Source organism: Phyllobacterium sp. A18/5-2 (assembly GCF_025452215.1).
GTDB classification, from domain to species: Bacteria; Pseudomonadota; Alphaproteobacteria; order Rhizobiales; family Rhizobiaceae; genus Phyllobacterium; species Phyllobacterium sophorae.
In genome coordinates, this window is sequence record NZ_CP104967.1 from 222,343 (window position 1) to 245,692 (window position 23,350).

Here is a 23,350-nt window from a genome sequence, read left to right on the forward strand (position 1 = left end):
TCGCGCGAGACGCTATTCGTAGCATGGAACCTCAAATTTCACATACGAATTCTGCACCCGCGAACCTAACGTCTAAAACAAAGTTCAACGATCCAAAATTCAATGCCGCAGTGATATAGCTCTTTGCTGGGCCTATCAACTCGAACGTCAACAACCACTGCATCACCAGCTCCTAACCTCCACGATATTTTGTACTGTAATCGTTTCTATTCGCTCTTATAGTTCCCGGCTATCATATGCGACGTAGTCAACCGATGCAGGTCACCCGAACATGCGCCAAATTTCCTGTATCGCTTTTATTCGTTCGAGGGACGATTAGATCAGTCGTTAAACATCTGCGTGGTGACATGACCACGAAGGAGCCAATGCTCATCGCGCTTCAAAAAGTGAGTAAATCCTATCGGACAGCAGAAGGGCCGTTGGAGGTCCTGCGCGAGGTTGATCTCGGGCTTGAAGTCGGCCGAACCCTTGCTATGACCGGAGAGTCAGGCAGCGGCAAAAGCACTCTTTTGCACCTGGCGGCAGGGTTGGACCATCCGGACTCCGGCCGCATCGAAATCGCCGGTCAGGATATCTCGCAGCTGAACGACGTTGGCCGCGCCGCCTTACGGCGCGGCGTGGTCGGACTGGTGTTTCAACAGTTCAACCTGATCCCTTCACTTGATGTAGCGGCCAATCTTTCCTTTCACGCGCGCCTTGCCGGGCGCTACAATTCGGCTTGGCAATCGGAATTGGTCGAGCAGCTTGGGCTTGAAGCCCTGTTGAAGCGCTACCCCGAACAGCTCTCCGTCGGCCAGCAGCAAAGGGTGGCGATCGGGCGAACGCTGGCAGCGCGTCCGAAGCTTGTGCTGGCCGACGAGCCGACGGGCAATCTGGACGAGGCGACCGGTGATGCGGTGCTGGCGCTGATGCTGGAACTGGTGGTGCAGACCGGGACAGCTTTATTAATGGTGACCCATTCGACACGACTTGCCGAACGGCTCGATGCACGGGTGCACCTTCACGCCGGGCGGATCGCCTGATGTTTTATGCGAGCATGTCCGCCTTGCTTTCCCATTGGCGCCGGCGACCGATGCAACTGGCGATGCTGCTCATGGGTCTCTCTCTGGCGACCGCCCTCTGGTCAGGTGTTCAGGCGATCAATGCTGAGGCGCGGGCCAGCTACAATCGTGCAGCGTCGATGCTGGGACAGGATCGCCTCGAACAATTGGTATCGGCGGACGGGGAAACGATCCCGCAGCAGGTCTTTGTCGATCTCCGCCGGGCTGGCTGGCTGGTGTCTCCGGTCCTGGAGGGTCAGCTGCGTCTCGGCGCCGTGCGGCTGCACGTCTTCGGCATCGAACCTGTGAGCTTGCCGCACGAAGCGCAGCAGGTGGATCTGGCAGGAGGCGATAGTCTTTTGCCGTTCATCACCCCACCGGGGCTGCTCTATGTTTCGCCGGGCACGGTAGAACAGCTGGCAGGCCAGCAAACGCCGCCATTGCGGATCGCAAAAGACCTGCTGCCGGGCATTGCAATCACCGATATCGGGATAGCCCAGTCCCTGCTCGGAAAGCCCGGCCAGATCAGCCGCCTGATCGTCTCGCCGGACCAACCTGTCGATCGTGCCATGCTTGCGAGGACTGCGCCGCACCTGACGCTGAAGAAACCGGATCCCGAGGGCGATTTGGCGAGACTGACCGACAGCTTTCACTTGAACCTGACCGCGTTCGGCTTTCTGGCCTTCGCGGTCGGGTTGTTCATGGTCTATTCCGCGATCGGGCTAGCCTTCGAACAGCGCCGCTCAACCTTCCGGACGCTGCGCTCGCTCGGTCTGTCGACGCGATCGCTGACGGGTCTTTTGCTGACGGAACTGATCATGCTGGCACTGGTGGCAGGCGTCGCCGGGGTGACGCTCGGCTATCTCGTCGCATCGCTTCTTCTGCCGGGAGTCGCCGCCACCCTGCAAGGTCTCTATGGCGCCAGTATTCCGGGAGTGCTGACGTTGCGTCCGACATGGTGGGCGACGGGACTGGGCATTGCTGTTTTCGGAACACTTTTGTCGGCCGCCCAAAGTCTCTGGCGCATTTGGCGCATGCCTGTGTTGGCACCGGCACAACCGCGTGCATGGGGGCGGGCGTCGGAAGGTACGTTTCGCATCCAGGCGATTGCCGCGATTACGCTTTTTGCTTTGACGCTTGCGCTCGCTCGTTGGAGTACCGGGCTGATCGCCGGGTTTTTCATCCTCGGCGGCCTGCTCCTGGGAGCGGCGCTCATGTTACCGGTCCTCCTCGCGCTGTTCCTCCTCTTCATGCAGCGATGGTCGGTGAGACCTGTGACGGCGTGGTTCTGGGCGGATACACGCCAGCAATTGCCCGGCCTTTCGCTGGCGCTGATGGCACTCTTGCTAGCATTGTCTGCAAATGTCGGCGTGGGAACGATGGTGTCAAGCTTCCGCTTGACGTTTACCGGCTGGCTCGATCAGCGACTGGCCGCCGAACTCTACGTCACGGCACGAACCGAGACTGAAGCTACCGCCCTTCGCGAATGGCTCACACCTAGGGTAGACGCAATCCTCCCGGTCTGGAATGTCGAAGGCGACGTCCAAGGACAGCCAGTGCAGATCTTCGGCGTAGCCGATGATGCGACCTATCGCGACAACTGGCCCCTGTTGCAGGCGACGTCCGACGTTTGGGATCGTGTGGCCCGCGGCGAGGCCGCTTTGGTCAATGAGCAGCTCTCGCGCCGCGATCATCTGAACATCGGCGATCCTCTCATCCTCCCCGGCGGCTGGACGACGGTAATCGCGGGAGTTTATTCGGACTATGGCAATCCGACCGGACAGGTTATCGTCGGCATAGCTGCCTTGACATCGCACTATCCGGACGTACCCCGGCTTCGCTACGGTCTGCGAATGGCCCACGCAAAGGTTGCCGGAGTGCGCAGCGAGCTGCGCAAGCAGTTCAATCTTCCTGAGCAAAACGTGGTTGATCAGGCGAGTCTCAAACGCCGGTCTATTCAAATTTTCGAACAGACGTTTGCTGTGACCGCGGCGCTGAATGTGCTGACCCTTGGGGTAGCGGGCCTGGCGATGTTTGCAAGCCTGATGACCCTGTCGGGGATGCGGCTGCCGCAGTTGGCACCAGCCTGGGCGATGGGATTGACGCGGCGGCAATTGGTCCTTCTTGAATTGGCACGAGCCATGGTGCTCGTGGTCATTACCCTGCTTGCGGCCCTACCGGTCGGCATCGGGCTTGCCTGGGTACTGCTCGCGATCGTCAATGTCGAGGCATTTGGATGGCGGCTGCCGATGCATTTGTTCCCGGCCGACTGGCTGCGGCTTGGGGCGAGCGCGCTTGCCGCCGCGCTGCTGTCGGCGCTGATCCCTCTTTGGCGTCTCGCGCGGGTTACGCCCACCGATCTTCTGAAGGTCTTCGCCAATGAACGCTAGATCTTTGCTGTCGGCACTCTCTGCCGTAATTATGCTTTGCAACGCTTTCGGCGACGCGGCTAGTGCTCAGGGATTTGCCGGCCTTGGAACGACCGCGGAGGGATTTGCAGTTCCACAGCCCGGGATCGCGTTGAACTTTTCGGTCGATCACGGGTCGCATCCGAATTATCGAATCGAGTGGTGGTATCTGACGGCAAACCTGAAATCCGCCGACGGCACGGAGTATGGCGTACAATGGACGCTCTTTCGCTCAGCACTTGCACCGGGCGAAAAGACCGGCTGGTCGAGCCCGCAGGTCTGGATGGGCCACGCGGCGTTGACGACGCAAAGGCAGCAATACGTCGCCGAGCGCCTCGCCCGTGGTGGCGTCGGCCAGGCCGGCGTGACCGCCTCGCCCTTTGCGGCCTGGATCGACGACTGGCACATGCAAAGCCTGGTTGGCGGCCAACAAGACGGGTTGTCAAATATCGGCCTCAAGGCTGCTGGTGCGAAGTTTCGCTACGATCTAAGGCTTCGCGCAACCGGTCCGCTCGTTCTGCAGGGCCAGAACGGCTACTCCGTGAAATCCGCAAAAGGGCAGGCAAGCTATTATTACTCGCAGCCTTTTTACTCCGTCGAGGGTAAACTTGATCTGCCGGAAGGCGAGGTTGCCGTCACTGGGCAAGCGTGGCTAGACCGGGAATGGTCGTCACAGCCGTTGGCAGCAGATCAGACCGGATGGGACTGGTTCTCTTTGCATCTCGACAGCGGCGAAAAGCTGATGGGCTTTCGCCTGCGGGATGGCGGTAGTGGATTTACATCCACAACATGGATTTCCGCAGAAGGAGAGCCGACGCCGCTACCTCCAGGGACACTGAAGCTTACGCCGCTCGACACCGCGCGTGTGGCCGGTCGCACTATCCCGGTTGCATGGCGCATCGAATTGCCATCTCGCAATCTCAATATTACCGCGACCGCGCTCAACCGCGAGGCGTGGATGGGGACGCGAACGCCCTATTGGGAAGGTCCAATAAGCTTCAAAGGCTCCCATACGGGTCGGGGATACCTCGAAATGACCGGTTACTGATCCTATTCAGCTCGCCGTCGTGTGGCGGCCCGTCTTCTGATTGAGTGCATGGTTGATCATTTTGCATCTCGCTCCATGATCCACTCGACCTCAGGCGCGGGAATGAACCGTCACTTGCGCAGCGGACCGGCCATCACATTGAGATAGTACATCTCAAAATCATAAGGTGCGCCGCAGGGGTGGTGCCCTCGCGGCACCAGCACGACGTCGTTATCCTTCACCACCATGGTCTCTTCGAGAAGCCCGTAGCGTATTGCGGGCTTTGCGTAAGTTGCCGCTGGACGAGCAGAGGACGATACGGATCGTTTGTTCTGACATCGGACCGAAACACCCGCAAAGGATTGAGCACAGGAACTGAGTGATGTGATGCTGCGCTTAATTGAGCGTAGGGATGCCGCATCAATCGAACAGAGAATCGTCCCGTTGACATCCTGACTCCGGAAAGCATTTGGACGAAGTTTCTGCCAAATCATTCGGAAGTTTTGTTGCGTCGATCTACAATAAGTGATCTGTCCGGCTGAAGGATAATGTGACAGCCTACCGGATGCGCTCGCCATGCTATGCGCTCTGCGAGGGTTCCTCTCCTTAGGCCGCCAGTCAGCTGCAACGCATATCGACCAATACTTTGGGCGAGCGATTGCGATCCACGTTAAATCAGGTTTTCAGCCGCGCAATTATCCCCTCCAGCGTCTGGAGAGCACTTTTCTTGTCCAGCTTTTGCAGGTCGAGGAAGATTCTCAGCCCGTCTTGCTCTTCCCGGATCGCTTTGCCATGTCCGATCATGTCATCGATCCGCTCGAGCACCTGGTAATTTCGCACTGGCTTGGCTATGCCTTTGGCGCGTATCGGTTCGCGTTCCTCGGCTACAACCCTGTCCTTGACCAAAGAATAAGTCGCATGGCTCATAAGAATGCCGCCGAGCTTGGCATGGGACTGCAGCCTGGACGCCAGGTTCACTTCACTGCCGATGATGGTGTACTCCATGCGGTCTTCACTGCCGAAATTACCGACGGTGCAATAACCCGTGTTGATGCCGATCCGCAGCTGGAAGGGCTTCTGCAGTCCCTTGTCGCGCCATTCTGTCTGCAAGTCCCACATCCGTCGCTGCATCGCGATTGCCATGTTGACGCAAGCCATTGCATCTTCCTTGACACCCCTCGTCTCAGGATCGCCAAAGAACGCCAGGATTGCATCGCCAATGTACTTGTCTACGGTCGCTCCGTGCGCCAGAGCAATCTTCGTCATCTCGGTCAGATAGTGGTTGAGCATGGCCGTCAGTTCCTCCGACTCCAGATCATCTGTTGTCTCGGTGAAATCGGCGATGTCAGAAAAGAATATGGTGAGCTTCTTGCGACTTGAGGCTATTCTTACGTCTTGTGTGCCGGCGAAAATCGATGAATAGACCTGGGGCGACAGATATTTCGAGAGTTTGTTCGACAGCGTCACAAGCGTCCGGTTCTTCTCGGTAACGAGTGCATTGGCTCGCTCAACCCTCGACTTGGCCTTGCGGATCTTTTCTTCGGCCCGCTTGAGTTGTGTGATGTTGGTATAGACAGCAACGATTCCGCCCTCTGTCGTCTTGCGCTCGTTGATTTGAATCCAGCGGCCATTGGCGCGCTGCTGCACATGGGGCGGGCCGGGTTGCCTGTGTCTGGCAAGTCGCTCGGCGATCCACTCCTCAACCCGTCCTTTCGCGTCCTTTACAAGACCTTGTTCTGCTGCATTGCGAATCAGCTTTTCATACGGCGTACCGGGCGCTGGCGTGCCCAGACCCGGATAGAGGAGTTCACCATAGGCGCTGTTGCAGACAATAAGGTGGTCCTCCGCGTCATACAGCGAAAACCCCTCCGAGATTGATTCTATCGCGTCCGTCAGGCGTTGCTCGCTGCGAAGGGAATCGATCTCCGCGTGCTTGCGTGCGGTCACGTCGCTCCACGACCCGATGACTTCAAGGGGCTGGCCATCCTTGTCGCGGACCAATTGCTGTTCGTCGTTCACCCAGCAATAGGTCCCGTCCTTCTTACGAAATCGATACTCGACGGTATGGCGGCCCTTTTTGTACAAGTGGACGGATTCGGATTCCACCCAGGCCAAGTCGTCGGGGTGTACCCGGTCACGCCAGAAATCGGCGTGTTCAAGGTACTCGCATGGCTCATATCCAAGCAGGCTCTTGATATTCTCGCTGATAATGATCGGCGCGTAGTCGCCGGTCGCCTTGAAGCTGTAGATCACCGCAGGCGCAGACGACAACACGCGTACGAGACGGTCCTGGGCAGCGACCAGTGCTTCGCTGATTTGCTTGCGGGACGTAATGTCGTTCCACGCACCGACCACTTCGATCGGATCACCTTCAGCGTTGCGCTGCAGCTGCAGATCGTCGCTGATCCAGCAGTAGTTGCCGTCCTTCTTGCGGAACCGGTACTCATTGGCGATACGCCCTTCCTCGAAAAGCCTCGCATAGTCATTCTCGACGCGCGGCAGGTCCCCCGGGTGCACACGGTTGCGCCAGAAATCTGGGCTCTCGAGATACTCCTCACGCTCATAGCCGAGAAGGTCCTTGACGTTGGGACTGATGAAGGTCGGCCAGTAGTCACCCGTTGCTTTGAAGCTGTAAATCACAGCCGGCACACACGTGAGAAGATATTCGACGCGCGCCTGGGCCGCCGCCACGGCTTCTTCGGCCCGCTTGCGTTCTGTAATGTCGCTCCACGACCCAACAATCTCCAATGGCTGGCCGTCCGCATTGCGGACCAGGTGCTGTTCATCATTCACCCAGCACCAGGTGCCGTCCTTCTTGAGAAAGCGGTACTCGACCGTATGACGTCCCTTCATAAACAATTCGACCGACTCCGCTTCCACCGCGGCGAGCTCGTCAGGGTGAACACAGCGCCGCCAGAAATCTGCATTTTGGAGGTACTCGCGAGGTTCATAGCCCAACATGGCCTGAATGTTGTCACTGACAAATGTCGGTGCAAAGTCTCCCGTCGCCTTGTAGCTATAGATCACAGCCGGCGAACTCACCAGCAACCGGGACAGGCGAGTATGGGCTGCCGCCTTGGCTTCCTCTGCTGCCTTGCGTGCTGTGATATCGCTCCATGATCCGACGATCTCCAGTAGCTGGCCCTTCTTGTCACGGATCAATTGCTGCTCGTCATTTACCCAGCAATAGGAGCCATCCTTGCGGCGGAAGCGATACTCCACCGTGTGAGTACCATTTTGGAAGAATTTTGAAATCGCCTCCTCGACGCGAGCAAGATCGTCGGCGTGAACCCGGTCGCGCCAAAATGACGGATTCTCGAGGTACTCGTCCGGCGCGTAGCCGAAAACCGTTCTGATGTTTTCACTGACGAACGTGGGCGCGAAATCACCGGTCGCCTTGAAGCTGTAGATCACGGCAGGTGACGAACTCAGCAGCCGCTCCAACCGCTGCTGCGCTGCCGCCTGCGCCGCCTCCAATTGTTGGGCGACCTTTCTGCCGCGCTCACGCGTAGCCTCTTTTATGGCCTGCTCAATAATTGCGGCGGTGCCATCATCATCGAACTCATCCAACGGGATCGGCAGAATATGAAGCAGAGCCGCCGTCGCGTTCTTGGCGTATTCCTTCGCGGTCATGACGGTGTAATTGGGCTCCTATTATTTGATTTCCCAGGTCGTGTTATGCGGGATGTCCATCGCAGTGTAGCCACCGGGACCAGACAATGCCGGCATTGCTATGCAGGCAAAGGGTTCACTCCCGGTAATTCCCTTGTACTTGCCGCTGCCGCCGGTGATGATATGCGTGCCACAACCCATCTCCGGCTGTGACTTGTCGACGTCGCGCGTGTCAAAGGTCGAAAAAATCTTGTCGCCGTCGTTGTCGGCCAGCACGCAGGCACCATCGATATATTTCTTCTCGCCTGACGCAACACTCAGCGCTGTACAATGTGCCGACATCTTGTCGAACATCTTTTTCTCCCTTCATGTTTTCGGTGGTACCGACCGCCTCGAGCGAGGTGGCTGTACCGAGGTCGGCAATGTCGATGTTCATCAAAGGCCGGAAAATGAAATGTGTCACATAGGGTGTCGTCCCCTTCTTTTTCGATCGCCTGTCCAAGGACGATTCCAGGGGCAAAGGCCACGAGCACTCCCGCGAGAATTGCGGCTTTGACCAGCGTCATCGTTGCGGTGGGTGCAGCGACCATGTTTGGGTTAACGGGTTTCATTGGTTCCTCCATTATTTTGCGCGCGGCGCTGCCCGATTGATTGAGTCCTGGGCTACCCCCCTTAGGCCGACGTCGTCGATGCCACTTTCAATGGACCCATGCTACGCGGCGTCGCATTTCAATATTGGCGAAAGCGCCTGGCAGGTGGCCCTGACAGCGGTGTTGTCCTGTATCAAAGGAGTGTCTCTAGCGTTCATCTCCGCCGGTAGACCGTCAGCAACACGCGCTTCTTGCCGGATGCATCTTGTCGATGTCTGTGGGTGTCACATGGGCGTCGATAATTAGCCGCGCCTCCTTCGATTAATGTCGAAGATCGGATTTTCGGGCCGGGTCACGCCTACTTCTACTCTAATCGATTGAATTTCCACGCATCTAGACACAACTTAGCGCTCCGTAAGACCACTTACAGACAGTCCGCTCCGATAGATCCACGATGTACGCAAATACGCAGGCAGCATTGCTGCTCCTGTTTTCATATTCTGCTCAGAAGTCACCCTGATGACAACGTCGAAGGATACTTCCTCCGACAATGTCGGAGATTGCCAGGAAAATGCGATGGCAATCTGTGAAAATCATGGCCACCCCCCACGCTTAAACGCGTGCGAATTTTCTCCTCAACTTTCTAGGATACTACGAATTCGTTGATAACGAAACCTGTGGGCAGGTAGCCATTTTGATCTATGAATCGTGGGCTTTGCGCGCCCGCACAACCATGGAGAAAAAATACGCCCGCATATATACTGCCGATCAGTGCAAACCCGCGGCCGCACTCTGATTGTCATATGCCAAACTGGCCCGCGCCATACCCCACCCGTGACCACCTTGTAGACAGCCTCCGCAGCCACGCGATCGGAATGGTCGGCGATGGCGGCGCCGAACTTTCGCTGCGGCCAGGATAGCGCCCTCGGATAAGGTCAAGGACTGTGGCCTCGTCTCCCCATGCTCGGCAAGTATCCACGATGAACAAGTCCGATGACGGGAAACATCACCTGATGCAAATATATCTCTGTATTTGGTCCTGACGGTCTTGCACCATTATATGAAAACAAGGTCGTCCGCTGACAAATCAGCAAACGAGATGTCCTCGATGAGAATACCGTTCGTGTCACCGGCAAAACTGACGTAAACACCGGCCGCGGTGTCCTGCGAGGCGGCAATAAAGCTGTCGAAGTCTTCAAAACCGGCGCCATTCGACACGTAATTGCCGAATCTGATCACGTCGCCGCCAGCGGTGTCAAAATCGACCATGCGATCAATGCCGTTGTTGGAAGGTATTTCATAGTCAAACCAAACGAATGTGTCGGCGCCCGTGCCCCCTCCAGAGTATCGGCTCCACTTCCCCCAACAAGCGTATCCTTGTTGGCGCCGCCGGTGAGGATGTCGTTACCTTCATTACCCCGCAGCTCATCATTATCCTTGCCGCCAGACAGTAAATCATAACCGACACCGCCAAACAGCCTATCGGAGCCATCCTCACCGTAAAGAACATCGTTGCCGGTTTGACCCGAGAGGATATCTCGTTCCGCCCCAGAGCGTGTCATCGCCAGCACCGGCATCCACACTGTCATGGCCACCACCGGCGCGTATGATATCATCGCCCGCACCCATGCCTCGGATGTCTTCATTGGCATTGCTAAGTGTCAGATCCAGCCGCTCTATGCCGCGAGTAAATGCCGACACCGAATGTGCCGACCATGGCGTGCCCGGCACCGAAATTCAGATGAAGCGCGTAAGGCGATGTCGACGCATCAATAACAAGGGAATCGTTTCCCTCGCCGCCGTCTACCGCTCCACCATATAGGGCGACACTCTCGCCGCTAAATACCAGCCGGTCATCGCCGTCGCCACCATCAAGCCGGTCAAAATCGTCGGAACTCGTCAGAACGTCATTGCCTGCGCCGCCATAGAGGAAATCATTTCCCCCGCTGCCATCCATGGTGTCATTGCCGCCGAGACCCCAAATATTGTCGCGCTCATCTGTTCCGAGCAGCGTATCGTTCGCACTGGTACCGACAATTTTTGCCATATCACCACCCCTTGCTGGTTCTGCGGACCGTTATATCCGCTGTCAATGTCTCAAGTGAACACGATGTCATCGGCCGAAAGGTCCGCGAGCGTGACACCTTCGATGAGGATACCGTCAGTCTCGCCTTCAAGCTGACATAAGCGCCGTCCTCGGTATCATGCGAAACCGAAAGAAAGGCGTTGTGATCGGCTATATCGAACCGGCTGATCTCAATCACGTCGCCATCGCCCGCGTCAAAGTCGATGATGTGATCCCACGCCACCCCATCTCCGGTCGAGATTACGTCGTCACCCATGTCACCCTGAACAGTGTCATTGCCACTCCCGTCGTCAGTTCCAGCCGCTCTACGTCGCGGAAGTAAATATGATTGCCGGCCGCGACGGGTCGCCGATGAAGCCATGGCCGTTAAGGCCGTTGAACCTGACCGAGGCAATCGTCGATGAAAGATGAACGGCGAGCGTATCGACACCGGCTCCGCCGTGCGCCGCGCCGCCCGTTCCGGTGAGCACAAACCGGTCATCGCCATCGGCGCCGTCAAGCTCGTCATAGCCGCTCGAGCTCGTCAGGACATCGTTGCCTGCCCCGCCGTCAAGGCGATCATTCCCTGCAGCGCCATCCATGATGTCGCTGTCGTCGAGACCCCAGATATGGTCATTCTCGTCCGTCCCGTGCAGATTATCGCTCGCGACCGTGCCGACGATTGATGCCATTGCACTTATCCTCCCAGATATTTAGAAAAACTATAAGGAGTTTTGTTTTTATATAAGTTGCTATGTAACACTTTGAAATACTTTTAATTTCATGTAATTCGATTATACTTCAAATTTAAAAACAACACAAAAATAGAATATGAGTTTAAACCGCGACCTTTCCACGAAAGATATTTTTACTTCGCGCATCTGATGAAACGTTGCTCTGCGCTAAATTCGCCTCCCCGAGAGCCGACCGAATAGTGATCGCGGCTTAACTGTTGTTCTGGCGTCACTCTTCGACGAAGTCAAAGTCTACGAGCGGGCGATCGGGACGCCGGGCTCCGTCCTGCGATGTAGACGAATAGCGGGGCATGTCATGGGCATCTCGTCATACACGGCCTTTGACAAGGTGTTCGAGTCGCTGGCGTCAGGGGTGCCGTGTTCCGCAATTCCACCGGAACGCGTGAACAAGAGAACGGAATAATCAAAACTTCGAGTGACGCCTATTGGCCATCTGATTCCAAGACGCAATGAGGGCCAAGCCTCACTTACGGGAACTATTTCGAAGATCGTCGTTTTACATCGCCGAATCTAGTTCGGCTGAGTCCCGACACCGCATTCCCGTTGCAATTTGGGCTCATTGAATTGACGGTGGGATGTGATCTCACCCTCTTTTTTCGTTCGGCACTTACTTCACGGTCCAGAGCTTGTTACCGGCGATCGGAGAAACCTCGCGTAGGAAGCGGTCTGGACGTGAAGTGAGATATTCATCGAGCTGCTGAAACCGGTTGTACTCTTTATATATATATGGAGAGTGCTGTAGCCGCACCTGCTTAAGGAGCTCGGCAGCCTCTCTGGTTGAACCAAACATCCGATGGATCTCAAAAGCTGCTTTCGGCTCTAGATCAGTATCCAACGTGCGCCACATCTCAACGAACTGGTTTACGAGTGCCAATTTAGAGTTCGGCAAGCGCTTCTGGTCAGTTGGCGTTGATAATGCCAACACGAACTTTTTGGCGGCCGCAACCATTTCGCCATAGCGTTCGGTCTCGGCGAGCCAACCCCGGCCATTCACGGCAAGCATGCCCTTTGCCAGCGACACTACGAACCGTCCGTCACCATCGAGATCGCATGAATAGATCGGGGACCTCACCTGAGCATCGTTCAAACGCCATTACAAAGCATGGATGCTCTGCCGGATCAGGCAGCGAATCTCTCCACCTAGTTGCTTTGGCGACGGCTCGTGTAAACTCGCGCACTGCGAGAATGTCTTGGCTTATCCACACCGGATTCAATGACCACATTCTTAGATTCGCCTTACTTGGGGCCAGTGTTGGGACCGTGAACAGCACCAAAAGTTACCAAAATCTTACCAATTCCAAGGACTTACCACTAACAAGCGGTTAATGGATGCCCGTTTCGTGATAAAATGGCAACACCAAGGCGGCAAGCGTTACCGCAACAAGACTTGGCGATTGCCCATGTCGATAAAATTGGATTAAACAGTGTTGGTCAACACGACACATATTGGAGAGATCAACAATGAACATTAAGAGCCTTCTTCTCGGCTCCGCTGCAGCCCTGGTTGCAGTCTCGGGGGCACGTGCTGCAGACGCAGTAGTTGTTGCAGAACCAGAACCAGTTGAATACGTTCGCGTTTGCGATGCATACGGCGCGGGCTTCTTCTACATCCCAGGCACCGAAACCTGCCTGAAGATCAGCGGCTATCTGCGTTACGACGCACAGGCCGGCGATGATCCCTACACTGGCTTCGACAGCGAGACCTGGCGCAAGCACACTCGTGCAACGCTCCGTTTCGACGCTCGTTCGGAAACAGAACTCGGCACACTGCGTTCGTACATCGAAACCCGTTTCGACTATGATGCAGGCCGTGAAGACGACTTCGACGGCGATGGCGATTTCGCTTCGTTTGCTGACCAGAGCGAAACGCTGGCTCATGGCTACATCGAACTCGGCGGCTTCCGCGTTGGTGTGACGGACTCGCAGTTCGACACATGGACCGGTTCTGCTGGTAACGTGATCTTCGATGATGTCATCGATTACGGTGGCGGGCGTACAAACCAGATCAGCTACACTTTTGCTGGCGGCAATGGCTTCTCGGCCACGGTCGGTCTGGAACAGGGTGACTCGGATCACATCATTGACGACTACATGCCACACGTTGTTGCTGGTGCGAAGTTCGAGCAGGGTTGGGGCGCAATCTCCGCTGTTGCTGGTTACGATGCACTTGACGAAGAATTCGCTGGCAAGCTGCGTTTGGACGTGAAGTTCACCGACACGATTTCCGCTTTCGTAATGGGCGGCTATCAGTCTGACTTCCAAGAGGGCGAACCGACCCAGTTCTACGGTGCATGGAACGGCGATTGGGCTGTTTGGGGTGGCGCTTCCTTCAAGGTTACCGAACAGGCCACGATCAACGGCCAGGTTGCTTACGAAGACGAAGGCACGGTTGCTGCTGCTTTGAACGTAGCTTACGAGCTGGTTCCTGGTTTCGTAATCACTCCTGAAATCGCTTACACCTCCTTCGGCGACGACCGCGGTGTAGAAGACGACGCATTCGGCGGTATCATCCGCTTCCAGCGTAACTTCTAATCCTTTAGGGGATGGGGTTACGAAGTCCGGGGGCTTAGGCTCCCGGATTTTTTTTGACTAATCGATATTTTTAGATACAACTAAAGTGTCGCCGGTGTCGTAGAAGGACTGCGGCGCCGACGCGATGATGAGATCTCCAGTCGCATCATTGTTGACAGACGGTGAGCCTCACGGCTCACCGTTTCTCGTTGGGAGGGTTGCTACGTCGCGCCAGTCAATCTGGTCGGATGTCATGCCACGCGCGGCGCCGAATGTTTCGGTAAATTGGTGATACCGATCAACTGGATTGCGCCTGACAAATGCATCCCGTCCATGTTCGCCGAGACATTACAGAAAGATACGAACCGGCTGCGTTTTTGCTCCTACGTCGCCGCGATGACTATGGGTGAAGCACCGTCCCGCCAAGCTATCCCGAACACATGGAGAAGCCCCAACCGGTCTATTCCAGCATTACCTACATGCATTCCGGCTGCAAGGGCTTGGGAAGCGTTCGGGAGAGACCTGAACGGAGGCAGTGGTGATAGCTGACAATCTTTATACCTGTCCTAACCGAAGGCGCATAGACTTGAGGGGTGCGTGAACAAGCGTCTCGTTGCCGTAGCGCCCTTGTGCCCTATTTGCTCTGCACCAGCGCGCAAGCGGCGGGGCCGCGCAACTGGACTAGCGGAGACAACCAAGTCAGTTGCTGGTTTGGTCGCAAGTCTCCCGGGGCTCCCAGAATTGGTTGCCTGCTCATTGAGCGGCTCAAAGCGAAAGCAGGAGCGCTGTGGAAAGCGCACTCGTCCGATGCTATACGGAAATGGAGCCAAACTCCGACAATCGCATAGACCCAATTCGACTTGGTTTACCTCTTGCACGCTCTCACATCGCGTCTGACGTAAGCATCAATACTCGGGCAGGATTGATTGACTGAGGCGGGGTTCAGAAGAAGATTCACATTGTAACCATGGAATAGTGCACTGCAATCACTCTCCAAACATCCTGGCGGCAAACCCAAATTCTCGTATAGGCAATTTTTGCCGCGAACATTTCACCATAATATGTGCCGCTAACTCTTGCGCGCAGGGAAACCGAGGCGGCATTGTCCAGCAGATTTATAACGCGGTCATAGACGTCCAATTCCTCCAGCTTCAAGATCCCTGTCCGATGGGCCTCAAGTTCTTCAAGCTTGCCCACTCTCCTGCCGAGGTGATCGATGAAGGTGACATCATCAGCGATCAGCGCATCCAGCGCCTGGACATCACCTGCCAGCGTGGCCGCCCTCAGTTGCCCTTCCAACATGTCGATCGTTAATTCATTCGTCATGGTCACCAATCAGTTAGCAGGGATCCGCTCCAGCTTCACGAGCCTTCTCGGCCACAAGGGCGTCGATTGCGCGTCGTACCTCTGTAAAACTCCATCCGGATAGTTCGGCTTCATTGGCAATTGCCAAGATTTCCTTCGTTGAAACCTCATCTAAAAATCGTTCGCGTAAGGCTTCCATACAATGAGCATGGCGATGTTCGGGGCTTTCATATTCCACGTCCGTCAAGGGACCAACAATTGCAGCTCGCATCATAGCGGTAACTCCATCAACGAAACACTAACTCCGATTGGTTGAAACAGTTCCGCAATGGCTTTCGGCCGGCGTTGGTTATGGTGATCATAAGGGGCGACTTCGCCTGCTATTACGCAAAGGCCCATCACAGGAGCCAACCCGTTCGCGAGGATATACAACATACGCCCCCTATGCGACTGCGATGACAAGGACGCCGATCAGGAGCCCCACGCACGCCGTGAGTTGCTCGGCCCCCGCTTTCGAACTGCATTGTCTCGAAAGACGGCACAAATTCATCTTCGTCCGATCTGGAGAACACCATTAAAACGATGAGGTGTGCCCGCTGACACCCATCGATGGTGGCTGCGGGAGATCGGTGCCAGAGCGTCCCGGAGTAAGCTGACATTCGGATATGTCGTTTATAACAACGATGGAATGCGAGGGATGCAACTCACTGCAACTGCGGCTTTCGCAGAAAACTGTTGCGATCGGCTGACTTCACCCGCAGCCATGCTTCGCGGCCGTTGCGCAGAACTCTCATGGAAATCTCTGCCCCGGCAGAGCCGCTCATCCACAGCTTCCGGTAAAAATCAGCCAGCCCATCAATCCCCTCACCTCGAGATCTCCGAGATGATGTCGCCCGGACGCAAGCCCGCTTTCTCCGCCGGCCCCCCTTGCGTGACGCTCATGACCACGACTTTACCGTTGCTCTCAGCGGAGAAAGCCCCGAGCCAAGGCCGTGGCGGCTTGTTGACCTTTCCGACAGTGAGAAGATCATCAAGGATCGGCGGCAACAAATTGATCGGCACGATCATATTGACGTCTGCAATCCCGCCATGTCTGCTCATTTGCAAGAGAAGCGAGCCAATGCCCAAGAGCTTTCCGTCAGCGCCAATCAGTGCGGCCCCTCCCCATGAGGAATGGGCAGGCGCAATGAAGATCGCTTCATCCAGGACGTACTCCCAATAGCCAGCAAATTCCTGCTTGGCGACAATGCTGACGCGAATGCATTGACCGATCCCGTCCGCAAGCACAGCAAAATCGCCTACCTTGGCGTCGGCTGCGTTTCCGAAGGCCACTGCAGAAAGGCCAAGCGGACCAAGCGCCTGCACGAGCCCAAACCCTGTTTCTTGATCGTAGGCGAGTGCATGACCAGGCACGACATGCCCGTCGTGGCGCATCAACCAAACCTCTTCAGCTTCAATAATCAGATAACCAATTGTAAGCACGAGCCCGTCTTCGCTAATGACCACGCCGCTGCCCTCTCGAAGGGTCCCCAACGTCGCAGCTGTGAACGCGTCATCGAAAATTGAAGAGCGCACAGCTACAACGGACCGCAAAATCGTATCGAGACTCATGGTTTTCAGTCCAGGCCAGACGCGGCACGCGATGCGACCGCGCAAAGCGGGAAACATGTCGTCCAATATAGGTATGAACACGCGTGCCCAGGCACAAGGCCAAGAATACAATTGTTTTAGCCTCCTGGCGCTCAGGTTGGGTCCAGGCAATCACCAGATTCGTGGTTTTTTGACGCTTGGTGCTAACGCGATTGGCGCCTCGCCGAGCAACATCGATTTAGCGCGCTGGACACGGTAGCGTTCGGCTGATCGCAGGGAATCTCGTTCTGGTCCAACTCGGACTATTTCGCCGCCCCCGCGAATTCAATATCATGAGCGGGCTACATGTTCATTCTCCGCTAAATGAACTGATTAAATTCTTGGATCTCGTTGACCATAGCCAAGAGGCCCTGCGCACGCAGCGTATCGAGGTAGTCTTCGACGGTCTTCGGCGGATTCTTTAAGCGTAAGCGGACCGTCTTCACAGCGGCTAGAAACTGCGGCTGCGAAAGGTGGAACTGGCGTTAGGAATTCATCAGGATGTTGGGCTTCAATGCCCCAAGGTGCAAGCTTGCTGCGTGGAAAGTCCTTGAGGTTTCCTGTAACGATCACATCGGCCCGCCCCTTGATTGCCGCCGCCAGCACATGGCGATCGTTGGGATCCGGTAGCTCGAGAATGCCAATGAGCTGGTCAAAATCATTGACAATTGCGTCGCGCACATGGGCATTCATCAAGTCGCGGGTCCGCCCAAGCCGCTCTCGCGTGAGATCGTCTCTACTTTTGAGCAAGGCGTTGATCCATTCGTCATGCACAGCATTCGACCATTTGGCGCGATACACGTCGGAAACAGCAAGCTCCAAAAGCAGGTCGCGCAAGGGAGCCGGGTAAAGTACCGAGGCATCCAAGAAGGCTGTGAAAGGCCCAAAGCTCAGTATCCCATCCCCTCTTGAGCCTCGGCTGCGAGCTCGGCTAGTATCTTCCAACGTTCCGCGTCGATGGCATCTTTGTAATTCAGCGCACATCTTCGAACCGAACCCGGCGATGCGTTCCCACCATACGGAATGGAAGCTTCTCCTCCAAAAGCCCAATCAGAAACGGCCGCGACACGTTCAGGACACCAGCCGCCCCAGCAGGATGATGTCGCGGCGAGGCCTCGTTTCTTAACGCGACAATCTAATTTCCTAATTCGCACCGCGAAGGAAACCACTTTGTCGAAGCCAACGCGCGCTTTCTCTCGGCCGTCTAATATTGGAGCAGACGGGAGCGAAGGATGGACCTTCAGCCTTCAATTTGAACGGGGTATAATAGAGCTACGACGGTCGAAATCGTCTTTATTGCTGATGGAAAAGCGAAGGAAATTGCCTTGGCTGGCACCGCAGATATTGATCAGGTGCAGAAACGCTCTCGCCAAAATGCGCAGCCGCATGCCATGGCCATCTCGGATCGTAAAGAATGGCTCTTGCTATTGCGATCAGGTCGGCGTCGCCGGTGCCGAGGATGGCCTCCGCCTGCTCGAACTCGGTTATGAGACCAACCGCTATTACGGGGATCCGGGTGGCAGCTTTGACGGCTCTTGCAAACGGCACCTGATAACTTGGGCCAACAGCGATCTGTTGATTAACCGCCAAGCCGCCGCTCGACACGTGGATGGCGGCGCAGCCGCGCTGTTCGAGAGCTTGCGCAAAAGCGATTGTTTGATCAACGTTCCAGCCCCCGTCGGCCCAATCGGTTGCCGATACCCGCATGGTGACGGGGCGATCGGCAGGAAATGCTTCGCGCACGGCCTCAAACACTTCAAGCGGGAACCTCATGCGGTTTTCCAGGGTGCCGCCATACTCATCCGTTCGTTGATTTGAGAGCGGCGACAGAAACTGATGGAGGAGATAGCCATGGGCTCCATGGATCTGAACCGCCGCAAGATCGAGCCGAGCGGCGCGACGAGCCGAGATCCGCGAACGCTGCACGCAGCCGAGCCAGCCCATCGCGGTCGAGTGCCATCGGAGTATCATACGATGCATGGAACGGGATGCCACTTGGAGCAACCGTCTTCCAACCGCCCCGTTGGTCTGGAGCGATCTGCCGGCCACCCTTCCAGGGGATTTCGCTCGAGGCTTTGCGGCCCGCGTGTCCGAGCTGTATGGCGATTGGCATGTCTGACCAGCGGCGCACCCCGTCAAGGGTTCGGCCCATGGCCGCTTCGCACTGATCCGAATAGAGGCCAACGTCGCCGTAAGAGATGCGGCCTTCCGGCGAGACCGCCGTCGCTTCGATCGTCAGAATACCGGCACCAGAATGAGCCAAAGTCCCAAGGTGAATAAGATGCCAATCGGTCATCTGCCCGTCTTGCGCCGAGTATTGGCACATCGGTGCGATGACAATGCGGTTGCGCAACGTCAAACCGCCAATCGACACCGGCGAGAACAGCTTCGTTCCACTCATGAGCCCTCAAGCCTCACTTCCTGCAGTTGGGTATCTGCAGCTGCAGTTACCTCGTCTCGTTTTTGGCAACCTTGCCAGTGGCATTATTCAGATAGCGTAGCGTTTCTCAATCGGCACGGCCGGAACTTTACCATTGAATTGCGCCTTAGGCTTGGACGATGTCCTGGATTCAGTGTTTCAGCTGTCGCTTCGGCGAAAATATAGCCTCTATTCGACCACAGCTGATACAAGCAACGTCACTGGCCGCGATGCGAATTAGCATATTCCGTCAACGGGTTGGGAAGACGGTTTGGATCGCTGCATGCAGGCCCTGATAGCGTGCTCCCGTACATCGCCCTTCCCGGCCCTTGCGTTGGTGGCTGCTAACGCGTCGACTGCACTTGGGGTTGCATCAGGTCGTTGTGCTGCCGCTATCGGCGCGCAAAGCCCAAAATGCGAAAAGCGGTGTATTGAGCGAACGCACTGCGTGTTTAATACCCCGGGACATTGTAGAAGGAGCCGCCAATGCCCGGCGAGAGCCAGCCGCCCTCTCCTTGCTGAAACTCGCCTGTCGAGAGAACAAGATAGACCTCCTCTGGCGCGTGATCATGATTTGGGTAACGCACGTTCGGAGCCATCAGGGTCACACCGAGCCAAAGGTCCTTGCGTTGCTCAAGTCCGCCTGGACCAACAATCATTGCATTTGCGTGCCCATCAGCGAAGTTCTCGCTGGCAGTGCCGTCATATGACGTGCGCCGACGCCATTGAAGTTGCGGCTCAATGGCCTTGAACCTCTCTATCAATCGCCCAAGCGATGGGTAACCGACCTCGACGGCCAGTGCCGTGTCCAAATGTTGGCAAACGGGAAGTCTGCTTCCTTGCCCTTCCCGCCGCACACCAGGACGCTGCAGAGCCGCGAAAATCTCAAGAATGCTTCGCCGGGAACCTGGCGCATGAGCGAACTGGTCGAATGCCACAAATGCGCAATCCACGAATAGTTGCAGGTCGTCGCTACGTTGGGTCATTTTCACTCCCTAGAAAAAGGGTTCCATCAGCGACCCACTCAAGATCAAATATCCTTGGCAATGCGCAGGCCGTCATAGATCGCAGCGTGCGTGTTTCTGGCTGCCACGGCATCGCCTATGCGGAACAGCTGGAACTTGCCGTCCGGATTGCGGATGACCGACTGCGGTTTTCCAGCAAGCAGCTGGTCATGCGAAATTTCACCCAAATTGCTCGAGGCTGGCTTCAGCTCGAAATAAAGCGCGTCAAGCGGGATGGTGCCGTGGTTGATGACGATTTGGTCAACCGTTCGCTGCTGGGTGACCCCGCCGTAATCACTGCCGACATGGGCGAGGATTTGGTTGCCGCTCTTTTCAGCCCGCTCCAATCGATAGGTTACAGTAAACGTCACGTCGAGCTTCTGGAGGGATCGCATATATGGCACCAGGTTCATGGCCATGACTTCCGGGGCAAAGGAGCGGTCCGGTGTCATGATCTCAACCTTCGCACCCGCCTTGGCCAAGAACTCGGCAGCCTGCAGACCGGCATGATCTCCGGCATCGTCGAAGATCAGGACGTTGGAGCCAGGCTTCGCATCGCCGGCAATGATATCCCAGGCGGAAACAACCAGTTCATTGCCCTTCGAGAGTACCTCTGTGTGCGGCATACCGCCGGTGGCGACAATGACAACATCCGGCTTTTCGGCCGCAACCGTTTCGGCCTCCGCCCACGTGTTGAAGTGGAAAGTCACGCCATGCTTCTCACACTGGCTCATGCGCCAGTCGATGATGCTGATCATTTCTCTGCGGCGCTCACTTTGCGCGGTCAGCCTGACCTGGCCGCCCGGATCGTCCGCCGCCTCGAAGACGACAACCTCGTGGCCGCGCTCACCTGCAACGCGTGCAGCTTCAAGACCGGCGGGACCTGCTCCAACGACAACGACCTTCTTGCGCAGGTCAGCCTCTGCGATAACATGCGGCATGGTCAGTTCGCGACCCGTCGCAGCGTTATGAATGCAGTACGCCGCTCCGCCCTGATAGATGCGGTCGAGGCAGTAATTGGCGCCGACGCAAGGCCGGATGTCATCTTCACGCTTTTCGATGATCTTTCGAACGATATGCGGATCCGTCATATGGGCGCGCGTCATACCGACCATGTCGACCTTGCCTGACGCGATGGCATGGCGGGCGGTGGCGACATCCGGGATCTTCGCGGCGTGGAAAACCGGAAAGTTTGTGGCCGCGCGAATTTCGCCTGCGAAATCGAGATGCGGCGCGTTTGCCATGCCCTGGATTGGGATCACGTCAGTCAGACCGGCATCCGTATCAATATGGCCACGGATGACGTTCAGATAGTCAATGAGGCCGCTGTCGCTCAGCCGCTTGGAAATCTCAATGCCATCTGCCTTTCCCGTCCCGCCGGGAAGACATTCGTCAGCCGTGTAGCGCACGCCCAAAATAAAGTCGTCGCCAACCCGTTCCCGCATTGCCCTGAACACGTCGAAACAGAAGCGAAGGCGATTATCGAGCGAACCTCCATAAGGCTCATCCAGTTCATTTGTCAGCGGTGAGGTGAACTGGTCGATGAGATGACCATAGGCTTCCAGCTCAACGCCATCCATACCGCCAGCCTTCATGCGTTCAGCTGCGTCAGCGAAGTCCTTGATGATGCGCTCAATATCCCAATCCTCCAACTTCTTTGGAAAAGCGCGGTGCGAAGTTTCACGATGATGCGATGGCGCGACAACAGGCAGCCAATCCCCTTTATCCCAACGCGTGCGACGCCCCAGATGGGTCAGCTGGATCATGATCGCCGCCCCTTCCTCGTGCACGGCATCCGTCATGTCCCTGATCCAGGGAACGATTTCGTCCTTGTAGGCGAGCAGGTTGTTGAAGACGGGCGGGCTATCCCTCGACACTGCCGCGGACCCCGCCGTCATGGTGAGGGCGACACCGCCTTTGGCCCTTTCGACGGTATAGGCAAGATACCGCTGTTTGGGCATTCCGTCTTCCGGGTAGGCCGGTTCATGTGACGTCACGATGATGCGATTGCGCAGTTCAAGATGCTTGAGCCGATAAGGCTGAAGGAGAGGATCGTTCGACATGCGTCGTGCTCCAGAATATCAATGTGGCCAGGGACGTTAGGCGTAAATGTACACCTATGTCAATATTGAAAACATGTTTGTCATGTTGGTAGACAGCTATGTACATTTTCCTTGTGAGCCGAAGCATAATTTGTTAGGAGAACGTTATGGAGCAGGTTTTGAACGATAGCGGATGGCGCGGATCGCAGGAGGGATGGCTTGAAGCCGCCTACGAGGCCCTTTTGGATTCCGGTGTGGATTCAGTGAAAATCTTGCCGCTGGCAAAAAGGCTCAACCTGTCGCGCACAAGCTTCTACTGGTTTTTTAAAGATCGGGAGGAGTTGCTCGCGGCTCTGCTGGAACGTTGGCGCGACAAGAATACCGGCAATATCATCAAGCAATCGGAAGCGTATGCAGAATCCCTGGCAGAGGCGATGCTGAATGTGTTCGACTGCTGGTTGAGTAATGATTTGTTCGATTCCAAGTTCGAGTTTGCCGTCCGCAGTTGGGCGCTTCAGTCAGATGAAATTTTGGCGGCCGTGCGGGAAGCCGACCACATGCGTCTGGACGCTATCAAACGAATGCTTGTTCGGTTCGGCTATTCGGAAATCACCGCAGACGTTCGCTCACGAACAACCTACCTGGTCCAGATTGGCTACATCTCCATGCAAGCAAAGGAGGACTTGGCGGTCAGGATGAAGCGCATTCCCGAATATATCACGATCTTTACCGGTCAGGTTCCGCAGCAAAGAGAGCTTGAGCGCTTCTTTGCGCGACATGGCTATACGTCCGACTAGGAGGGCACGCGATGATCGGCACCTCATTGAAGATTGGCTCAATCGGTAGCAAGCAAACCGATTTTGGCAAACGAGACAAAGCGATCCACGCCCATGATCGGCACGCCCAACCGAAGACAATCTGTCTGAACCGCACTGACGCCGAA

17 protein-coding genes and 6 pseudogenes are annotated in these 23,350 nt (G+C 56.2%); 6 read left to right on the forward strand and 17 right to left on the reverse strand.

Going from position 1 to position 23,350, the window contains the following annotated elements:
* Positions 1 to 365: 365 nt before the first annotated feature.
* The 3 genes from N8E89_RS19565 to N8E89_RS19575 are packed head-to-tail and all read left to right on the forward strand — an operon-like array spanning position 366 to position 4,496.
* Entirely contained in the window at positions 366 to 1,022 is a 657-nt protein-coding gene (locus N8E89_RS19565; protein ID WP_410010432.1) for an ABC transporter ATP-binding protein, read from the forward strand.
* Positions 1,022 to 3,430: an ABC transporter permease gene (locus tag N8E89_RS19570; RefSeq protein ID WP_262262870.1), complete on the forward strand. Its 2,409-nt coding sequence runs from the start codon at positions 1,022 to 1,024 to the stop codon at positions 3,428 to 3,430. The genes N8E89_RS19565 and N8E89_RS19570 overlap by 1 nt, the downstream gene beginning before the upstream one ends.
* Positions 3,420 to 4,496, forward strand: coding sequence for a lipocalin-like domain-containing protein (locus N8E89_RS19575; protein ID WP_262262871.1), 1,077 nt, complete (start codon positions 3,420 to 3,422; stop codon positions 4,494 to 4,496). The genes N8E89_RS19570 and N8E89_RS19575 overlap by 11 nt, the downstream gene beginning before the upstream one ends.
* A gap of 110 nt (positions 4,497 to 4,606) precedes the next feature.
* On the opposite strand, the pseudogene N8E89_RS19580 reads toward N8E89_RS19575, so the two are convergent.
* The 7 genes and pseudogenes from N8E89_RS19580 to N8E89_RS19610 form a co-directional block, all read right to left on the reverse strand.
* Positions 4,607 to 4,741, reverse strand: a pseudogene (locus N8E89_RS19580) (5-deoxy-glucuronate isomerase); the annotation flags it as partial.
* A 409-nt stretch (positions 4,742 to 5,150) separates the two neighbouring features.
* The gene (locus N8E89_RS19585) at positions 5,151 to 8,108 is read right to left on the reverse strand and encodes a PAS domain-containing protein (protein WP_262262872.1); all 2,958 of its coding nucleotides are present in this window, start codon (positions 8,106 to 8,108) and stop codon (positions 5,151 to 5,153) included.
* A gap of 21 nt (positions 8,109 to 8,129) precedes the next feature.
* Positions 8,130 to 8,441 (reverse strand): hypothetical protein, encoded by a 312-nt coding sequence (locus tag N8E89_RS19590; RefSeq protein WP_262262873.1) that lies wholly within the window; start codon positions 8,439 to 8,441, stop codon positions 8,130 to 8,132.
* A 1,292-nt stretch (positions 8,442 to 9,733) separates the two neighbouring features.
* On the reverse strand, positions 9,734 to 9,946 hold the full coding sequence (locus tag N8E89_RS19595) for a hypothetical protein (RefSeq protein ID WP_262262874.1): 213 nt from the start codon (positions 9,944 to 9,946) through the stop codon (positions 9,734 to 9,736).
* Positions 9,913 to 10,212: a calcium-binding protein gene (locus N8E89_RS19600; RefSeq protein ID WP_262263358.1), complete on the reverse strand. Its 300-nt coding sequence runs from the start codon at positions 10,210 to 10,212 to the stop codon at positions 9,913 to 9,915. Before N8E89_RS19600 ends, N8E89_RS19595 begins: the two co-directional genes overlap by 34 nt.
* Positions 10,172 to 10,306 (reverse strand): hypothetical protein, encoded by a 135-nt coding sequence (locus N8E89_RS19605; protein WP_262263359.1) that lies wholly within the window; start codon positions 10,304 to 10,306, stop codon positions 10,172 to 10,174. The genes N8E89_RS19600 and N8E89_RS19605 overlap by 41 nt, the downstream gene beginning before the upstream one ends.
* Positions 10,307 to 10,331: 25 nt before the next feature.
* Positions 10,332 to 10,724 (reverse strand): calcium-binding protein, encoded by a 393-nt coding sequence (locus N8E89_RS19610; RefSeq protein ID WP_262262875.1) that lies wholly within the window; start codon positions 10,722 to 10,724, stop codon positions 10,332 to 10,334.
* A gap of 181 nt (positions 10,725 to 10,905) precedes the next feature.
* On the opposite strand from N8E89_RS19610, the gene N8E89_RS19615 reads away from it, so the two are divergent.
* On the forward strand, positions 10,906 to 11,085 hold the full coding sequence (locus tag N8E89_RS19615; protein ID WP_262262876.1) for a hypothetical protein: 180 nt from the start codon (positions 10,906 to 10,908) through the stop codon (positions 11,083 to 11,085).
* Here N8E89_RS19615 and N8E89_RS19620 read toward each other — a convergent pair.
* Both N8E89_RS19620 and N8E89_RS19625 read right to left on the reverse strand, forming a co-directional pair.
* Positions 11,069 to 11,434 (reverse strand): calcium-binding protein, encoded by a 366-nt coding sequence (locus tag N8E89_RS19620; RefSeq protein WP_262262877.1) that lies wholly within the window; start codon positions 11,432 to 11,434, stop codon positions 11,069 to 11,071. The genes N8E89_RS19615 and N8E89_RS19620 overlap by 17 nt on opposite strands.
* A gap of 670 nt (positions 11,435 to 12,104) precedes the next feature.
* On the reverse strand, positions 12,105 to 12,518 hold the full coding sequence (locus N8E89_RS19625; protein WP_262262878.1) for a DUF1552 domain-containing protein: 414 nt from the start codon (positions 12,516 to 12,518) through the stop codon (positions 12,105 to 12,107).
* Positions 12,519 to 12,958: 440 nt separating this feature from the next.
* Here N8E89_RS19625 and N8E89_RS19630 point away from each other — a divergent pair, with 440 nt between their 5' ends.
* On the forward strand, positions 12,959 to 14,029 hold the full coding sequence (locus tag N8E89_RS19630) for a porin (protein WP_262262879.1): 1,071 nt from the start codon (positions 12,959 to 12,961) through the stop codon (positions 14,027 to 14,029).
* A 933-nt stretch (positions 14,030 to 14,962) separates the two neighbouring features.
* Here N8E89_RS19630 and N8E89_RS19635 read toward each other — a convergent pair.
* The 8 genes and pseudogenes from N8E89_RS19635 to N8E89_RS19670 form a co-directional block, all read right to left on the reverse strand.
* Positions 14,963 to 15,334 (reverse strand): nuclear transport factor 2 family protein, encoded by a 372-nt coding sequence (locus tag N8E89_RS19635; RefSeq protein ID WP_262263360.1) that lies wholly within the window; start codon positions 15,332 to 15,334, stop codon positions 14,963 to 14,965.
* Between the two features lie 13 nt (positions 15,335 to 15,347).
* Positions 15,348 to 15,587 carry a hypothetical protein gene (locus N8E89_RS19640; RefSeq protein WP_262262880.1) on the reverse strand — a complete coding sequence of 80 codons (240 nt, stop codon included), beginning with the start codon at positions 15,585 to 15,587 and terminating at the stop codon, positions 15,348 to 15,350.
* Positions 15,588 to 16,017: 430 nt separating this feature from the next.
* Positions 16,018 to 16,924: pseudogene (locus N8E89_RS19645) on the reverse strand (S1C family serine protease).
* 338 nt (positions 16,925 to 17,262) lie between these two features.
* Positions 17,263 to 17,836 (reverse strand): annotated as a pseudogene (locus tag N8E89_RS19650) (putative toxin-antitoxin system toxin component, PIN family).
* Positions 17,833 to 18,029, reverse strand: a pseudogene (locus N8E89_RS19655) (excisionase family DNA-binding protein); the annotation flags it as partial. The pseudogenes N8E89_RS19655 and N8E89_RS19650, both read right to left, overlap by 4 nt.
* 206 nt (positions 18,030 to 18,235) lie before the next feature.
* Positions 18,236 to 19,343, reverse strand: a pseudogene (locus N8E89_RS19660) (NADH:flavin oxidoreductase/NADH oxidase).
* A 391-nt stretch (positions 19,344 to 19,734) separates the two neighbouring features.
* Positions 19,735 to 20,347: pseudogene (locus N8E89_RS19665) on the reverse strand (dimethylsulfoniopropionate lyase).
* 44 nt (positions 20,348 to 20,391) lie between these two features.
* Positions 20,392 to 22,428, reverse strand: a complete 2,037-nt coding sequence (locus N8E89_RS19670) for an NADH:flavin oxidoreductase (protein WP_262262881.1) — start codon at positions 22,426 to 22,428, stop codon at positions 20,392 to 20,394.
* Between the two features lie 146 nt (positions 22,429 to 22,574).
* Between N8E89_RS19670 and N8E89_RS19675 the strand changes: the two genes are divergently transcribed.
* On the forward strand, positions 22,575 to 23,204 hold the full coding sequence (locus N8E89_RS19675; protein WP_262262882.1) for a TetR/AcrR family transcriptional regulator: 630 nt from the start codon (positions 22,575 to 22,577) through the stop codon (positions 23,202 to 23,204).
* The last annotated feature ends 146 nt before the right edge of the window (positions 23,205 to 23,350 follow it).

Bases quoted from the DNA above. Each gene is read 5' to 3' on its own strand.
- N8E89_RS19570 (WP_262262870.1), top strand. From the start codon at position 1,022: ATGTTTTATGCGAGCATGTCCGCCTTGCTTTCCCATTGGCGCCGGCGA.
- N8E89_RS19610 (WP_262262875.1), bottom strand. From the start codon at position 10,724: ATGGCAAAAATTGTCGGTACCAGTGCGAACGATACGCTGCTCGGAACA.
- N8E89_RS19640 (WP_262262880.1), bottom strand. From the start codon at position 15,587: ATGATGCGAGCTGCAATTGTTGGTCCCTTGACGGACGTGGAATATGAA.
- N8E89_RS19605 (WP_262263359.1), bottom strand. From the start codon at position 10,306: ATGGGTGCGGGCGATGATATCATACGCGCCGGTGGTGGCCATGACAGT.
- N8E89_RS19565 (WP_410010432.1), top strand. From the start codon at position 366: ATGCTCATCGCGCTTCAAAAAGTGAGTAAATCCTATCGGACAGCAGAA.
- N8E89_RS19595 (WP_262262874.1), bottom strand. From the start codon at position 9,946: ATGGTCGATTTTGACACCGCTGGCGGCGACGTGATCAGATTCGGCAAT.
- N8E89_RS19630 (WP_262262879.1), top strand. From the start codon at position 12,959: ATGAACATTAAGAGCCTTCTTCTCGGCTCCGCTGCAGCCCTGGTTGCA.
- N8E89_RS19590 (WP_262262873.1), bottom strand. From the start codon at position 8,441: ATGTTCGACAAGATGTCGGCACATTGTACAGCGCTGAGTGTTGCGTCA.
- N8E89_RS19675 (WP_262262882.1), top strand. From the start codon at position 22,575: ATGGAGCAGGTTTTGAACGATAGCGGATGGCGCGGATCGCAGGAGGGA.
- N8E89_RS19585 (WP_262262872.1), bottom strand. From the start codon at position 8,108: ATGACCGCGAAGGAATACGCCAAGAACGCGACGGCGGCTCTGCTTCAT.
- N8E89_RS19635 (WP_262263360.1), bottom strand. From the start codon at position 15,334: ATGACGAATGAATTAACGATCGACATGTTGGAAGGGCAACTGAGGGCG.
- N8E89_RS19620 (WP_262262877.1), bottom strand. From the start codon at position 11,434: ATGGCATCAATCGTCGGCACGGTCGCGAGCGATAATCTGCACGGGACG.
- N8E89_RS19575 (WP_262262871.1), top strand. From the start codon at position 3,420: ATGAACGCTAGATCTTTGCTGTCGGCACTCTCTGCCGTAATTATGCTT.
- N8E89_RS19670 (WP_262262881.1), bottom strand. From the start codon at position 22,428: ATGTCGAACGATCCTCTCCTTCAGCCTTATCGGCTCAAGCATCTTGAA.